Here is a 16,438-nt window from a genome sequence, read left to right on the forward strand (position 1 = left end):
ATGTATTTTTAACAATTAAAGAGAGTTCAATGTTTTATTTTCTAGTAAATGCGATTATTTATGCAATGCTTTACCACAATAAAAAAACAGCAATGTATAAGGAGTAAGAATGAAAGTCCCTATATATGTTATAAATTTAAAAAGCTCAATAGACAGAGCAAAATCGATTGATCAGCAATTTAAGAAACTGGGTATTGATTACCATTTATTTTCAGCTATTAATGGTCAAGAAGAGAATATCTTATTTAAAAAATACAATGCAAAAAAACACCTGTTAAGGAAAGGCAGAACCTTATCTAAGGGAGAACTCGGGTGCTTTGCTAGCCACTACTTACTATGGAAAACCTGCTTAGAACAAAATAAGGCAATTATTATATTAGAAGATGATGCCCATTTGACTGAGCACTTCCCATCATTCTATTCATCCGCTGAGAAAATAACAAACGCCTATGAATTTGCATGGTTGCATAGTTCAAGTCGTGGTGGAAAATATTTTCAACTTGACAAAATAGATAGCTTCTCAATTGATAAATATTTTAAAGAGTATATTTGCGCCACGGGATATTTAATCACACCAAGTGCAGCCAAGAAATTTCTAACTTATATGGAAGAATGGATTTACCCAGTTGATGACAGCATGACACGTTTTTATGAAAATGGTGTTGAGAACCTAGCAATATCACCAGCTTGCATCATTGCAAATAGTGATTTAGACTCAACAATTGGAGAGGATAATAGAGGAAAGCGAGATAAAAAATTGACATTAATAATAAAAGCAAAACGTGAATATTTTAATTTAATATCTAATTTCTCTCGTTTCCTTCATAATTTGAAATTTATCTATCGCTTAAAAAATAAGTAAGGGTCGCTGATATTAGAATAATCACTCAAATTCCCAATCAGACAACTAATAAATCAGCAACCCGCTAATCAATATATTACTTACCACTATCCCCATAGTTGCCCAACACACGGGCGCTTGGGTCGTTGACGTTGCAGCCTTGCCATGTTTTGTTTGGCATCCAGAAGTCTTTGATCCAGCCGACATTGCCAGGATAGAATTTTTCAAAAATATCTCGATACAATAAGGATTCTTTGGTAAATGGTGTTCCCTGCGGGTATTTGTTTTTTGCCGCTAACACATCTTGCTCTGTATATTTTTCTTCGGCATAAGCTTTCAGGTAATCCACCATAGAATGCCCAACCGCATCGCTGAATGCGGCTTTTTCGCGCATTAAAATGCTGTCTGGCAGATAGTTCAACCCTTCAAAAGCGTGGCGTAACAAATATTTGCCTTTGCCGTACACATTCATTTTCTTCTCAGGGTTGATACTCATCGCATAGTCGACAAAATCCAGATCACCGAACGGCACCCGTGCTTCGAGCGAATTCGCAGCTAAACAACGATCAGCACGCAGCACATCATACATATACAATTCACGGATCCGTTTTTGTGCTTCTTGTTGGAAGGCTTCAGCGTTGGGGGCAAAATCAGTATATTTATAACCAAAAATTTCATCGCTGACTTCACCAGTCAACAGTACTTTCAAATTGGTGTTTTCACGAATATATTTACACACCAAATACATACCGATGCTGGCACGAATGGTGGTGATATCCCAAGTCTCTAAATGCCAAATCACCTTTTCCAAACAACCTAGCACATCATCTTTGGTCATAATCACTTCGGTATGATCGGTGCCCAGAAAATCTGCCACTTCTTTGGCATATTTCAGATCAATCGGGTCGGTTTCCATACCCACCGCAAAAGTTTTAATCGGTTTCTTCAGGTTTTTTTGCGCAATCGCACACACTAGCGAGGAATCTAAGCCGCCACTCAGCAAAAAACCCAATGGTGCATCGGCATTCAAACGCTTGATGACCGCACTTTCCAATTTTTCACGCAGATTCTTGGCAATAGTCGGAATGTCATGGTCATACACCATTTTGGGATCGGCAATATCATTGTATTGTGTAAACTTACCGTCTTTGTAGTAATGTCCCGGCGGAAAAGGTTGCACTTCACGGCAAAATTCAACCAGCGCTTTCGCTTCCGAGGCAAAAGCAATTTTACCACTTTGTTTATCATAGCCGTAAAACATCGGGCGGATGCCAATTGGATCACGCGCCGCCATCACTTGATCATGTTGTTTATCGAATAAAACCAAGGCAAATTCGGCATCCAGCATTTTGACCATCACTTCAAAGCCAACACGTTCATACAAGGGGATCAACACTTCACAATCACTATCGGATTGAAACTCAAATTGGTCTTTTAGCAGTTCTCGCAATGCTTCAAAGTTATATACTTCGCCATTACAGATCAGCTCATAGCCGTTATGTTTGAACGGCTGATTGCCATTGTTGGAAAGATCCATAATGGACAGGCGGTGGAAGCCCCATAAACCACTCTCTTCGCCAGTTAAACTTTGATTATCCGGCCCACGGTGAAAAATTTTATCATAACCACGCTTAAAATCTGCCGTTGACATTTGTTGCTCAGAGGCGAATACAAACCCACACATAGTTGCTACTCCATTTTTATGTTTATTTTTTCTGGTACAAATTTTTCGCCATCATACAACGAAATTTAGAAAAAAAACAACCTTTACTACATTTCAATAGAGAAAAAAATAACAGAATCCGTCAAATATTAAATTTCATATAAAAATATCATCATTTTTTAGTAAAAATAAAACCGCACTTTCTTTATTAGAAAAGTGCGGTTCTGGTCAAACGCAATAAAGGTTATTCCACCAAGAAGCAGGCTATTTTACTGCCGTCCGGATACTCACGCAGCGTAGGTTTCGCTTGAAAACAGCGCGGTTCTGCCAAGCGGCAGCGCCCACTGAAGGCACAACCTTGCGGCGGCTTGAGCGGGCTGGGCAGTTCGCCGCTTAATTTAATCCGTTCGCGCCGTTTTTCCGGGGACAAGCGTGGCGTTGCTGACAGCAAAGCTTGCGTGTAGGGGTGGCGTGGGTTGCTGAAAATCTGTTCAGTGGTACCCTGCTCCACACAGCGCCCCAAATACATCACGATCACCTCGTCAGCAATATGCTCTACCACGGATAAATCATGTGAAATAAAGATATACGAGAGCCCCAGTTGGTTTTGCAGATCCATCATCAAGTTCAGCACCTGTGCTCGCACCGACACATCCAACGCCGAGACCGGCTCGTCTGCCACCACAATATCCGGATTCAGTACTAAACCACGCGCAATCGCAATCCGTTGCCGCTGGCCGCCGGAAAACATATGCGGATAACGATCATAAAACTCGGATCGCAACCCCACTTGTGCCATGATCTCCAGTACTTTGGCTTTGCGCTGCTCCGCGCTTAAATCGGTGTTAATCAGCAGCGGCTCTTCCAAAATCGTGCCGACTTTTTTACGCGGGTTGAGTGACGCATACGGATTTTGAAACACAATTTGGATTTTTTGCCGACGCAATTTTTTGATTTCATTATCATCCAGCAAAAAATTTTGTCCATTATAATACAACTCTCCGTTGGTCGGCTCCTCAATCATGGTTAATAGCCGCGCCAATGTGGATTTTCCACAACCGGATTCGCCCACCACTGCCAGCGTTTTGCCTCTTTCCAAATTAAACGAAACACCGTCCAATGCTTTCACTTGTTGGGTTTTGGAAAATAATCCTTTTTTCACCGGATAATATTTTTTGAGATCAATTCCCTTTAATAACGTATGTTCAGACATGAACCGGCTCTCCTTGGGCGTTTAATGGTGTGTGGCATTTCACCTGCCGATTAGCTAATTGATGCAAGTGCGGTTCTTCAACTCGACATTCATCGGTTGCATAAGGACAACGTGGGTTCAGCAAGCAGCCTCTCGGGCGATCATACTTACCCGGCACCACACCCGGCAACGAATGCAAGCGGGATTTGCCGACAGCAAACTCCGGCAATGATCGCAACAGCGCTTGAGTATAAGGGTGTTTAGGGGTTGAAAAAATATCAACTGCCCGTCCCTCTTCCACCACTTGCCCGGCATACATCACCAAAATCCGCTCGGCAGCTTCCGCCACCAATGCCAGATCGTGCGTGATCAGAATGAGTGCCATATTCTGCTTTTTCTGCAATTCCAGCAGTAAATCAATAATTTGTGCTTGAATAGTTACATCAAGTGCGGTCGTTGGTTCGTCGGCAATCAACAGTTTCGGGCGACAGGCAATTGCCATTGCAATCATCACCCGCTGGCTCATACCGCCGGACAACTGATGCGGATAAACCGACAGCCGCGATTCCGGATCCGGAATACCGACTTGAGTCAACAGCTCAATGGCTCGTTGGCGACGACTTTGACGACTGCCGCCTTCATGCACTTTCAAGGCTTCCATAATCTGAAAGCCGACACTATACGCCGGATTCAAGCTGGTCATCGGATCCTGAAAAATCATCGCCACTTCGGCGCCGACCAGTTCACGTTTTTTATTTTCTGAAATCGCCTGCAAATCATAGCCGTCAAAGGTCAAACTCTTCGCCTGCACTCGCCCCGGAAAATCGATCAACCCCATAATCGCCAACGAACTGACCGATTTCCCCGAACCGGATTCACCGACAATCCCCAACACTTCTCCTTGTTTGATTTGATAGCTGATCCGATCCACCGCTTTAAACGGGGTTTTCTCATCACCAAAATGCACTGAAAGCTGATTAATTTCTAATAATGACATTCTGATCAGCTCCTTATTGTTTTAATTTCGGATCAAGGGCGTCACGCAAACCGTCACCCATTAAATTGAATGCCAACACCGTCAGCAAAATCGCCAAACCGGGAAAAGTGACCACCCACCACGCCCGTTGCACAAACTGCAACGCTTCAGCAAGCATCGCCCCCCATTCCGGAGTAGGCGGTTGTGCACCGATACCCAAAAAGCCCAACGCTGCCATATCCAAAATCGCATTGGAAAAACCCAGCGTAGTCTGCACAATTAACGGCGCCAAACAGTTGGGTAAAATAGTAATCAGCATCAAGCGAATCGGTCCGGCACCAGCAACACGCGAGGCGGTGACGTAATCACGATTCAGCTCATTAAGCACCGAAGCCCGGGTCAAACGCACATAACTCGGCAGTGACACTAAAGCTATTGCAAAAGAGGCGTTCAATAATGAAGGTCCAAGAATCGCGACAATCGCAATAGCTAACAACAAGCTCGGTAGCGCCAGCATAATGTCAATCACACGCATGATAAAGATATCGATCCAGCCACCAAAATAACCGGAGATCAACCCTAACAACACGCCGAAAACAAAAGACAGGCTCACGACCAGTAAACCAATAAACAATGACAAACGTGCGCCGTAAATCAAACGCGACAAAATATCCCGCCCCACATCATCGGTGCCGAGAATGTAGCTCCAGCTACCACCTTCCATCCACGCCGGTGGCATCAACAACGCATCGCGTGCCTGTGCAATCGGATCATGTGGCGCAACCACATTCGCCAGCAGGCTGACAGCAAAAATAAAAAGAATATAACTTAACCCGACAACCGCCCCTTTGCTGTGGCTGAAGTGCGACCAAAACTCGGCAATCGGCCCTTTAGGTGCGGGAACAGGCGTTTGAATTTGAACAGTCTCTGACATAATTTCCTCTATTCAGTCGTACTGCAGTACTATTTACGATGACGAATACGAGGATTTAAAATCCCGTAAAGCAGATCAACAAACAGGTTCACTAAAATAATAATGGTAGCGATAATCAACACTGCCCCCTGCACCACTGGATAATCACGGGCACGAATCGCCTCGATCACCCATTTACCGATGCCCGGCCAAGCAAAAATTGTCTCGGTCAGAATTGCACCGGACAACATCTGCCCGACAATCAACCCGACCACGGTCACCACCGGAATCAGCGCATTACGCAGCGCATGCACCACAATCACCCGCATTTTCGACAAGCCTTTGGCGCGAGCGGTACGAATATAATCTTCGCCCAACACTTCCAGCATGGAAGAACGGGTCATGCGCGAAATCACCGCCAGCGGAATTGTACCTAACACAATTGACGGCAAAATTAAGTGCGACACCGCCGATTTAAAAGCGCCCGGCTCATCAGAAAGCCAACTGTCGATTAACATAAAACCAGTGACATCATCAATCCAAAACTGTGCGCCGATTCGTCCGGATACCGGCGTCAGATCCAGTTGCACCGACATCACCAGCATCAGCAACAAGCCCCACCAAAAAATCGGCATCGAATAACCGGTCAATGACACAGCCATCACGCTGTGATCAAAAAATGACCCCCGCTTGACTGCGGCTAAAATACCGATTGGAATACCCAAAATCACCGCAAACAGAATTGCCATGGTGGTAAGTTCAATCGTAGCAGGAAACAGATTTAAAAACTCTTCGACAACCGGCTGGCTGTTTTTAAAAGAGATGCCAAGATCGCCTTTTGCCAGATCGCCGAGATAATTGAAATATTGCTGATAAAGCGGCAGATCCAAGCCCATCTGCTTCAGCATTTGAGCGTGCATTTCCGGACTCAGCCCGCGTTCCCCCATCCGAATTTCAATCGGATCGCCGGGAATAAAATGAATTAACGCAAAAGTTAACAAAGTGATCCCAATAAATGTCGGGATCACCATTAATATGCGTTTTAAAATAAACTGGAACATGAGGTTATCTCAAAATGTGTTACTACTATCCCACACTGCCACTACGCCATATTGCTGCGCAACATCGACTGATAGCAGCGGAAAAAAGAAAAACCGCACTTTTACCATAAAAGTGCGGTCAAATACAGTACTATTCTAATTCTAGGTTATAAAAATTATGTAAGCCGAACGGATCGATCACATAGTTTTTGACTTCTTTGCGAATCGGCAGATATGTTGTTGAATGCGCAATGGTAATCCACGGTGCTTGCTCCTTGAAAATAACTTGTGCTTGTTTATACAACTCGCTGCGTTTTTCTTGGTCAGTGACCAACACCGCTTGTTTGATTAAATCGTCAAACGGCTTGTAGCACCATTTCGCATAGTTGGATCCTTGCTCTGCGGAAGCGCAGCTTAACAACGTGCCCAAGAAATTATCCGGATCACCGTTATCACCGGTCCAGCCCATCATGCCGCTCGGATCATCGCCTTTCTTCATGCGCTGTAAATATTCACCCCATTCATAGCTCACAATCTTGGCTTTCACACCGACTGCTGCCCAGTCAGCCTGCACTAGCTCCGCCATACGACGTGCATTCGGGTTGTATGGACGAGACACCGGCATTGCCCACAATTCGGTTTCAAATCCGTTTGCAAAACCTGCTTCAGCCAACAACGCTTTAGCTTTGGCTGGATCATAAGTATAATCTACCACTTCGTCATTATAACCCCACATAGTCGGCGGCATCGGGTTTTTGGCTTTTGTCGCTGCGCCCAAATAAACGGCATCAATAATCGCATCTTTATTAACCGCATAATTCAGTGCCTGCCGCACTTTGTGATTTTCAAACGGTGCTTTCTGTACGTTAAAGTGCAAATACCCCACATTTAAACCGGCTTCTTCCATTAAATTAATGGCGCTATCCTTCTTCATTGCTTCCAAATCAGCCGGATTTGGATATGGCATAATATGACATTCGCCTTTTTGCAATTTGGCATAGCGTACAGAGGCATCTGGCGTAATCGAAAACACTAAGCGATCTATTTTTGAGCGCCCTTTCCAATAATTATCAAAGGCTTTATAGCGGATCGTAGCGTCTTTTTGGTAATTGACCAATTCAAACGGACCTGTGCCGATAGGGTCTTGATCGATTTTTTCCGGCGTACCTGCTTTCAACATATTCTCAGCATATTCTGCAGACAGAATACCAGCAAAGTCCATCGCAATGTTAGCTAAAAAGGGAGCATTCGGTTGTTTTAAATAAATTTTAACCGTGTAGTCGTCAACTTTTTCAAGCTTATCAAGAATATTCGGCATATCCATTCCGACAAAATATTCATAGCCCAAATTTGAGACTTTATGATATGGATTATTCGGATTTAGTTGGCGATCAAACGAGAAAATCACATCATCGGCATTAAAATCTCGGCTCGGTTTAAAATGTTTATTCGATTGGAATTTAACCCCTTTACGCAGATAAAATGTATAGGTTTTACCGTCTTCAGAAACATCCCATTTTTCGGCTAATGACGGCTGCACCGTGGTCTTACCCCGTTCAAACTCGGTTAAGCGGTTAAACATCGCCTGCCCACTAGCATCTAACGAGGCTCCATCCGTCACTAACTGCGGATTAAATGCGGTTGGCGACGCTTCCGAGCAATATACCAAGGTTTTGGTTTCGGCGGCTGCCGAGAAAGAGACAGACAAAGCAGAGACAGATAAAGCAATCGCCGTCAGCGATAAAGTAGTCAATTGTTTCATTCCTACACTCCGTTATTTAACGTTATTAAAATATAAGCCGTTTATCATTATTTACAGCACCAAAGCAACAGTGACTTTATAGTTAATACCACCAATTACGCCATTTCACAAGATATAAATTGACTATTTTTATCAAAACTTAGAGATTTATCAATTTTTTAGCATAATATTTAAAAAAGATAAAAAAATAGTGGCAAGATTTCCTGCCACTATTTGATTTGAAATGCCGTCACTCAATGTAAAGTGCGGTATTAATCCGCTAGTTTCACGCCATAAAATGCGCTATAGCCAAACGGACTTTGTTTGTAATCGCGTACACGCAGGCTCAATGGCGTAACCGTAATCGAATGTGCCACCGTAATCCACGGTGCTTGCTCTTTGGCGATCACTTGTGCCTGTTCGTATAAACCAATACGTTGGGTTTTATCCGATAAAGTCGCTGCTTGCTTAATCAAGCCATTAAACTCAGAGTGACACCAACGGGCATAGTTGCTGTGCCCAACGCTGTCACAGCCCAACAACGGGGTTAAGAAGTTGTCCGGATCACCATTATCGCCCGACCAACCGTAAATACCGGCTGTCAACAACCCTTCTTTGGTACGCTTAATGTAATCGCCCCACTCGTAGCTGACCAACTCGGCTTTCACGCCGATTTTCGCCCAGTCACTTTGTAAGATTTCTGCTAAACGACGCGGATTCGGGTTAGAATTACGCACCACCGGCTGCACCCACAACTGAGTTTCAAAACCGTTCGGATAACCGGCTTCTGCCAACAACTGCTTGGCTTTTTCCAAGTCATACGGATAATCTTTGACTTCGGTGTTGTAGCCCCAAATCGTCGGTGGCAATGGGTTCACCGCCGGTACGCCGGCGCCTTGATACACCACTTTGATAATAGTGTCTTTATCTGCCGCCATATTTAACGCCTGGCGCACTTTTACATTATCAAACGGTGCTTTTTCGGTATTAAACGCAATATATGCCACATTCAAGCCTTCCTGAGACATCAATTGAATCTTCGGATCGGTTCTCATTTTGTCCAAATCGGCACTGTTCGGGAAATCCATCATATCGCATGCCCCGGTTTGCAATTTGGCATAGCGTGCGGTTGCATCCGGTGTGATGCTGAAAATCAGGCGCTTAATTGGCGCTTCGCCTTTCCAGTAATCTTTATTTGCCAAGAAACGCACAGCTTGATCGAGCTGATAGCCAGCAAACACAAACGGGCCGGTGCCGATCGGGGTGGTGTCAATAGTTTCCGGTTTGCCCGCCGCTAGCATTTTATCAGCGTATTCTTGCGAATAGATCGAGATGAAATCCATGCCTAAACTGGATAAAAACGGCGAATCCGGATAGTTCAGCGTGATTTTCACCGTGTAATCATCAACTTTTTCAACAGATTTCAACAATTTTTGGAAATTCATTGAATTAAAATACGGATAAGTACCGTTGGAAACATTATGATAAGGATGGTTTGGATCCAGTTGACGTTGGAATGAGAAAATCACATCATCCGCATTGAAATCGCGGCTCGGGGTAAATTCCTTATTTGAATGAAATTTCACGCCTTTGCGCAGATGAAAAGTATATTGCAAGCCATCTTCGCTGATATCCCAACTCTCCGCCAAACCCGGTTCTAAATCGGTGCTGCCACGCACAAATTCAACCAAGCGGTTATACACTTGTTGTGAACTGGCGTTATACGAAATGCCATCCATCACCAAAGCGGGACTGAAACCGCTTGGTGCACGGCTGGTGCAGTTGATAAAAGTGTCTTTGTCCGCTGCTTGCGCCATGGTGGTCAGCCCCAGTAGAAGTGCGGTAGCCGAAAGTGTATTGCGTAAAGTAATCCGTAATGTCATATTGCCCCCAAAAATGATTCATAAAAAAATAACATTTCCGTCAAGATACAACGGTGTGGTGAACTTGCAAAGATCAAAATCATCTGGATTATAACCAAATCATCTAATCATGCCTATGCGTCGCCGAAAATAATTTAGCCCTCGCGTCGGCTCATGTTTTCGCCGTCGTGGGCTTGTAGTTTTAACAAAATGATAATTTGAAGAATCCCGATTGTTGCGACTGTAAAAAAGGTGTAGCTGAACGCCTGTGCCACGGCATCGGGCGCCAGCAAGGTACGATAAATGTTGAGCACCACCGCAGCAAAAGCAATTCCCAGCCCCAATCCCACCTGTTGAGTCACACTCAGCAAAGTGCTGCCTTCGCTGTTGTTTTCCTCGGAAAATTCACTAATAGTCAAGGTGTTGGTTGCAGTAAACAGCAGCGACATCGCACAACCGTACAATACCAACGGTGGCAACAGCCACCACAGCGACCAGCTTGACTGCATTAAGCCAAAGCAAACAAGACTGCCACACAGCAGAACCGTGGCGGCAATCAACGCCTTTTTATAACCAAAACGATTTAACCAACTGCGAATCATCGGTTTACACAGAATGGAACTCAGCGCAATCGGGGTCAACATCCAACCTGCTATATCTGCCGGATAGCCATACGCAACTTGCAACATCAACGGCAATAAAAACGGCACACCTGAGCCGCACAAGCGTAAAACCAAGTTAACTTGAGTGCCAATATTAAAAGTGCGGTATTGAAACAGTGAAAACCCCAACAGTGGCTGTGAAACGTGGCGGGCATAGTGGTAATAACCGACAAACAGCAACATGCCCAATAGCAAGATGGCGATTGCCGACCACAAAGAAAAAGTGCGGCTGCCGATCATGTCCAGCCCTAGGGTTACGCCCGCCAACGCACCGCCAAACAGCAAAAACCCGAGCCAATCCAGACGGAATATTTTACCGGTCAGATTCGGCATGTAACGTCCACACAGCAAAAAGCCAACGATACCGATCGGAATATTCATCAAAAATATCCAATGCCAGCTGGCATAAGTCACTAACCAACCGCCAAGCACCGGCCCCATAATCGGTCCGATTAAGCCCGCCATCACCATCATATTCCACACCGACAGCACTTCATGCCGCGGCACACTCTTGATAATCGACAAGCGGGCAACCGGCATCATCAGCGCACCGCCTGCGCCTTGCAACACCCTAAACGCCACCAAACTGTTTAAATCGCCGGCAAACGAGCAGCAGATTGAACCGAGGGTAAACAGCGCAATTGCCGCACGAAAAACCACCAGCGTGCCGAAACGATCTGCCAGCCAACCGCTTAACGGAATCAACAACGCCACCGTCAACGCATAACTGATCACCGCCAGTTGCATTTCCAGCGGTGACTCCTGCAAATCGGCGGCAATACTTGGCAATGCCGTGTTCAAAATGGTGGTATCGAGGGTTTGCATAAAAAGTGCGGTCGACGCTACCCAAGCTAAGCCATAATAATTGTTACTCATGCGCTGGCAACCAAGCCGCGATAAAATCAGCGATCTGCTCAACGGCATTCAAATCCAAACTGGGAACATTCCCCTGCCAAGACTGGTCTTGGCAAAGATAATCCGTTGCTACCGCCAATACCTGCTCATCTATTTCAGGAAACGGTTTGCCGACGGCTTGACGGTGCAACAAAATTTTCGGCAATGGTTCGTGTTTAAAACCTTCAACCAACACCAAATCGCTTAAATCCGGATCCAGCTGATGTGCTAAATAATCCAACGAAACCGCACTTGGTGTTTCCGTCATTATCGCCCAACGCTGATCACACGTCACTGCCACCTGCGAAGCCCCGGCTTGGGTCATGCGCCAACTGTCTTTGCCGGGTTTATCAGTATGCAGATCGTGGTGAGTATGTTTAATCACCGCCACCCGCAGCCCTTTTTGTTGCAAGTGCGGTAACAATTTTTCCAATAATGTCGTTTTGCCGCTGCCGCTGTAACCGCTGATCCCCAACATCGTCAACGCTGATTTTTCCCTCTCTGGACTGCGGTCGATTTCAGCCAATTGTGCCGGATAGTTGATATTGGCAAATGCCTGCGCCTGATCGCTGAAATCCGCCACCGCATAACGCTGTTGCTGCATAAAATCGCGCACTTTGCGCCCGCCCGCTAACAAATAACGCTGTAATGGTTCAATCAACTTTTTATTCAGCAGCGCAAATGTCGGGTGTTCCCGTTCGCCATCGCTGGCATAAGCCAGATCCGCTTGTGTTTGCTGCACGGTTTGCAGCAGACGCTCGGCTAAATCCAGCGGCAAAAATGGCGCGTCACATGGCACAAAAAGTACCCACTGCGTTTGGCTCTGTTTCAGCCCGCTCAACATGCCGCTCAACGGCCCTAAAAAACCGTCCAGCTCATCAATAAACACAGGCAGACCGCACTTTAGATAACTTTCTTGATGGCGATTGGCATTAATTAAAATCTGCGGTACTTGCCGCTGCAAGCGTACTTTGACGTGCATAAACAGCGGTTTCCCCTGTAGCTTCTGCAAGCCTTTATCTGCCCCTTGCATCCGCCGCGACAAGCCGCCGCACAAAATCACTGCACTGATTTGTTGTTCCATTTAAACTCTCTTTCTCCAAACTATCGGACTATTGTTCTTTGTTTATAAACGGTTGCAATTATGCTTTTCTTTGCTATCATCGCACAAATTAAAATCGAAACAAACTGATTAGGATCTGTTATGAAATGTCATCGTCTTAACGAAGTGTTGGAATTGATTCAACCACACTGGTCACAAGAGCCGGATCTCAGCTTATTGCAATTTTTACAGAAAATTGCTGCTGAAGCCGGATTCGACAAACCGATTGCCGAATTGAGTGATGAAGTGATTATCTATCACCTGAAAATGCGTGGCAGCGATAAACACGAGCCCATTCCGGGCATTAAAAAAGACTATGAAGACGATTTTAAAACCGCACTTTTAAAAGCGCGGGGCATCATTAAGTAAACAACTGATATTAGGATAGTTATGAAAAAACTTTTATTTATTTTAACCGCACTTTTGAGTATTAATATCGCACAAGCTGCTGATTTTGTCCCACAGGAAGGCAAACAATTCATCACCGTGACGCAACCTGCCAGTGTTGATAAAGAAGTGATCGAGTTCTTCTCGTTCTACTGCCCACACTGCGCCAATTTCCAAATGGAATATAAAATTCCGCAAGCGATTCAAGCAAAAATGCCACAAGGCACTCACTTTGTGAAATACCATGTCAACTTCTTGGGGCGTGCATCCGAAGACTTGACCCGTGCTTGGGCATTTGCGATGGCAACCAACAGCACTGAATTAGTGGAAGATGCGTTATTTGAAGCGGCACAAAGTAACCGTATCAGCTCTATGGCGGATATCCGTAAAATTTTTATCGACAAAGGCATCACTGCCGAACAGTTTGATAACGGCATCAACAGTTTTGCCGTCAACGGCCTAGTCAACAAGCAAATCAACGCACTGGAACAATACCAAGTGAAAGGCGTACCAGCATTTTTTGTCAACGGCAATAAACAAATCGACATGGGTGGCTTCAGCGACTCAAGCAGTGTGCAGCAATTTGTCGACAACTACACTACAACCGTTTTATATCTGTTAAATCACTAATCTATTGACTTTTTTGTCAATAATATTTTCATCACGCCTGTTAGCATCACTGACAGGCGTTTTTATTGTGGATAATTTTTTCAAAATCCGGCTATTTCCACAAAAAAATATTGACTTATTTTTATGAATTGATTTAATGCTTGCCGAATTATCTTAGTCTTATAGAGGAACCATTATGGCCGAAAGTTTTAGCGTAACCCGTCGTTTTTTCGATGATAAAAATTATCCGCGCGGATTCTCCCGTCACGGCGACTACACCATTCGTGAATCTGATACTCTGGAAAAATACGGGCAAGCATTTATCGAGTTGGATCTTGGCAACCGCTCCCCAAGCACCGCTGAAGAAAAACAGTTTGTTGCCGTTTGCCGCCTAGAGCGCGAACCGGAAACCTTTTTTGAAAAAACCTGGTGTAAATACCGCTCACGTATCTCCAGCGTAAAACGGGTATACACGCTTTCAGGACTGGCCGGTAGCGAACCTGTCGATGATTACAGCAACAACGACTAATTCGCAACCAGCCTAACGCTACGGCGCATTTCTCTATGCGCCGCTGTTCTCTTCTAGATCTGCATAAAAAATGCTACACTAACCGCACTTTACTATTTAACGACCCATTTGCTACCTATTTATGCCGAACCCATCTTTCACGATCTCAGATTATCCACAACTGTTAGCCGCCAAACAGCAAAAACTGACTGAACTGCTTGCCCCTTTCAGCGCTCCGCCACTAGAGGTATTTGCTTCCGAGCCGGAACATTACCGAATGCGCGCCGAATTTCGGATTTGGCATGATAAGGGCGATCTGTACCACATCATGTTTAATCCGCAAACCAAGCAGCGCTATCGTGTTGATCATTTTCCGGTCGCCAGTCGATTAATCAACCGCATGATGGCAGCAATCATTCCATTGTTGCAATCCATGCCGCTCTTAGCGCACAAGCTGTTTCAGATTGATTATCTCAGTACTTGCAGTGACAAAATCATTGTCAGTTTGCTGTATCACAAAAAGCTGGACGAACAGTGGCAGCAGCAGGCGCACATTTTACGCCAACATTTGCAGCAACAAGGGTTCGATCTGCAATTAATCGGCAGAGCCAGCAAGCAGAAAATCTGTTTAGAACAAGAATATATCGATGAAGTGCTGACAATCAACGGTCGTGATTACACCTATCGTCAAGTAGAAAACAGCTTCACCCAGCCAAATGCCGGCATTAATATTAAGATGATCGAATGGGCTCAGTCCTGCACGGCTGACAGCCAAGGCGATCTACTGGAATTGTATTGCGGCAACGGCAATTTTTCGGTAGCGTTGGCACAAAATTTCCGCAAGGTGCTGGCGACCGAAATTGCCAAACCATCCGTTGCGGCGGCGCAATTCAATATCGAAAAGAACCACATCGATAATTTACAAATTATTCGGATGTCTGCCGAAGAATTTACCCAAGCAATTAACGGCGTGCGCCAATTTAACCGCCTGCAAGGCATTGATCTGCATGATTATCAGTGTGAAACCATTCTGGTTGATCCACCGCGTGCCGGACTGGATAGCGAAACAGTGAAAATGGTGCAGCACTATCCTCAAATCTTGTACATCTCTTGTAACCCGCATACCCTGTGCGACAATTTGCAAACCCTATGCCAAAGCCACCGTATTGAACGTGCGGCATTGTTTGATCAATTTCCTTACACCGAACATATGGAAAGTGCGGTTTGGTTGGTTAAGACCCGATGAGTATCCAATTATTATGCGAAGATCCGGCTAAGCTAGTCGAGTTTGACCGCACTTGTGCCGCATTAAATTTGACTCACGAACCTGAAGCGATTTTAGCCTTAGTGCAAACCGCCGAACGTTTGGAATTGCGCAAACTGGACGAACCGAAATTAGGTGCTGTTGCGGTGGATTTTGTCAGCGGCGCCATGGCGCACCGGCGTAAATTTGGCGGTGGCCGCGGCGAAGCCGTTGCCAAAGCGGTCGGCATCAAAAAAGACTATTTACCGACCGTGATCGACGCCACCGCCGGTTTGGGACGAGATGCCTTTGTGTTGGCAGCAATCGGCTGTCAAGTGCGGTTGCTCGAGCGCCACCCGGTAGTATTTGCCCTGCTGCAAGACGGCTTACAGCGCGCTTATCAAGATGCAGAAATCGGAGAATGGTTGCAAAACCGAATGCAACTGTTAGCGGTTAATAATCTGACCGCACTTTCACCGCAGCAAGATTGCGCCGATGTGGTTTATCTCGATCCGATGTATCCACATAAACAAAAAAGTGCCTTGGTCAAAAAAGAGATGCGCATTTTTCAGCATTTAGTCGGCGCTGATTTGGATGCGAATCAACTGCTTCCGCCTGCACTGCAACTGGCACGCAAGCGCGTGGTAGTCAAACGCCCCGACTACGCCCCGTTTTTAGCCCAACAAAAACCGCACTTCAGCCAAACCACCAAAAATCACCGCTTTGATGTGTATATGGGTTTAAGATAAACCCGCTCGACTCATTTTTTGCTCGCTTCCGTTTGATTTGATTAGGGTCTGTTGAT

Annotated in this window: 15 protein-coding genes; 6 read left to right on the forward strand and 9 right to left on the reverse strand. The window is 45.3% G+C overall.

Going from position 1 to position 16,438, the window contains the following annotated elements; genetic code table 11:
• Positions 1-109: 109 nt before the first annotated feature.
• Positions 110-862 carry a glycosyltransferase family 25 protein gene (locus tag FHQ30_RS10025; protein ID WP_139611582.1) on the forward strand — a complete coding sequence of 251 codons (753 nt, stop codon included), beginning with the start codon at positions 110-112 and terminating at the stop codon, positions 860-862.
• 76 nt (positions 863-938) lie between these two features.
• On the opposite strand, the gene asnB is transcribed toward FHQ30_RS10025, so the two are convergent.
• The 9 genes from asnB to mobA all read right to left on the reverse strand — a co-directional run bounded on the left by asnB (position 939) and on the right by mobA (position 12,868).
• The gene (gene asnB / locus FHQ30_RS10030) at positions 939-2,525 is read right to left on the reverse strand and encodes an asparagine synthase B (RefSeq protein WP_139611581.1); all 1,587 of its coding nucleotides are present in this window, start codon (positions 2,523-2,525) and stop codon (positions 939-941) included.
• A 223-nt stretch (positions 2,526-2,748) separates the two neighbouring features.
• Positions 2,749-3,717 carry a peptide ABC transporter ATP-binding protein gene (locus FHQ30_RS10035; protein ID WP_139612260.1) on the reverse strand — a complete coding sequence of 323 codons (969 nt, stop codon included), beginning with the start codon at positions 3,715-3,717 and terminating at the stop codon, positions 2,749-2,751.
• On the reverse strand, positions 3,710-4,693 hold the full coding sequence (dppD, locus tag FHQ30_RS10040; protein WP_139612259.1) for a dipeptide ABC transporter ATP-binding protein: 984 nt from the start codon (positions 4,691-4,693) through the stop codon (positions 3,710-3,712). The genes FHQ30_RS10035 and dppD overlap by 8 nt, the downstream gene beginning before the upstream one ends.
• 13 nt (positions 4,694-4,706) lie before the next feature.
• A complete protein-coding gene (gene dppC / locus FHQ30_RS10045; RefSeq protein WP_132964383.1) occupies positions 4,707-5,606 on the reverse strand; it encodes a dipeptide ABC transporter permease DppC in 900 nt (299 codons plus the stop codon).
• Positions 5,607-5,635: 29 nt separating this feature from the next.
• Positions 5,636-6,646, reverse strand: a complete 1,011-nt coding sequence (locus tag FHQ30_RS10050; RefSeq protein ID WP_139612258.1) for an ABC transporter permease subunit — start codon at positions 6,644-6,646, stop codon at positions 5,636-5,638.
• A 130-nt stretch (positions 6,647-6,776) separates the two neighbouring features.
• Positions 6,777-8,387, reverse strand: a complete 1,611-nt coding sequence (locus FHQ30_RS10055; RefSeq protein ID WP_139612257.1) for an ABC transporter substrate-binding protein — start codon at positions 8,385-8,387, stop codon at positions 6,777-6,779.
• Between the two features lie 251 nt (positions 8,388-8,638).
• Positions 8,639-10,249: an ABC transporter substrate-binding protein gene (locus tag FHQ30_RS10060; RefSeq protein WP_139612256.1), complete on the reverse strand. Its 1,611-nt coding sequence runs from the start codon at positions 10,247-10,249 to the stop codon at positions 8,639-8,641.
• Positions 10,250-10,383: 134 nt separating this feature from the next.
• Positions 10,384-11,766, reverse strand: a complete 1,383-nt coding sequence (locus tag FHQ30_RS10065; protein ID WP_139612255.1) for a DHA2 family efflux MFS transporter permease subunit — start codon at positions 11,764-11,766, stop codon at positions 10,384-10,386.
• The gene (gene mobA, locus FHQ30_RS10070) at positions 11,759-12,868 is read right to left on the reverse strand and encodes a molybdenum cofactor guanylyltransferase MobA (protein WP_139612254.1); all 1,110 of its coding nucleotides are present in this window, start codon (positions 12,866-12,868) and stop codon (positions 11,759-11,761) included. Before mobA ends, FHQ30_RS10065 begins: the two co-directional genes overlap by 8 nt.
• Before the next feature lie 120 nt (positions 12,869-12,988).
• Between mobA and FHQ30_RS10075 the strand changes: the two genes are divergently transcribed.
• From FHQ30_RS10075 to FHQ30_RS10095, 5 genes are all read left to right on the forward strand, one after another.
• Positions 12,989-13,255, forward strand: coding sequence for a YihD family protein (locus tag FHQ30_RS10075; RefSeq protein WP_132964395.1), 267 nt, complete (start codon positions 12,989-12,991; stop codon positions 13,253-13,255).
• Between the two features lie 21 nt (positions 13,256-13,276).
• Positions 13,277-13,903, forward strand: coding sequence for a thiol:disulfide interchange protein DsbA (gene dsbA, locus FHQ30_RS10080; RefSeq protein ID WP_139612253.1), 627 nt, complete (start codon positions 13,277-13,279; stop codon positions 13,901-13,903).
• 175 nt (positions 13,904-14,078) lie between these two features.
• Positions 14,079-14,411, forward strand: coding sequence for a MaoP family protein (locus tag FHQ30_RS10085; protein WP_139612252.1), 333 nt, complete (start codon positions 14,079-14,081; stop codon positions 14,409-14,411).
• Between the two features lie 121 nt (positions 14,412-14,532).
• Positions 14,533-15,636, forward strand: a complete 1,104-nt coding sequence (gene trmA, locus FHQ30_RS10090; RefSeq protein WP_139612251.1) for a tRNA (uridine(54)-C5)-methyltransferase TrmA — start codon at positions 14,533-14,535, stop codon at positions 15,634-15,636.
• Positions 15,633-16,382 carry a class I SAM-dependent methyltransferase gene (locus tag FHQ30_RS10095; RefSeq protein WP_139612250.1) on the forward strand — a complete coding sequence of 250 codons (750 nt, stop codon included), beginning with the start codon at positions 15,633-15,635 and terminating at the stop codon, positions 16,380-16,382. Before trmA ends, FHQ30_RS10095 begins: the two co-directional genes overlap by 4 nt.
• Positions 16,383-16,438 lie beyond the last annotated feature (56 nt).

The sequence above is a fragment of the Testudinibacter sp. 'clade 2' genome, assembly GCF_006227735.1.
Classification (GTDB): Bacteria; Pseudomonadota; Gammaproteobacteria; order Enterobacterales; family Pasteurellaceae; genus Chelonobacter.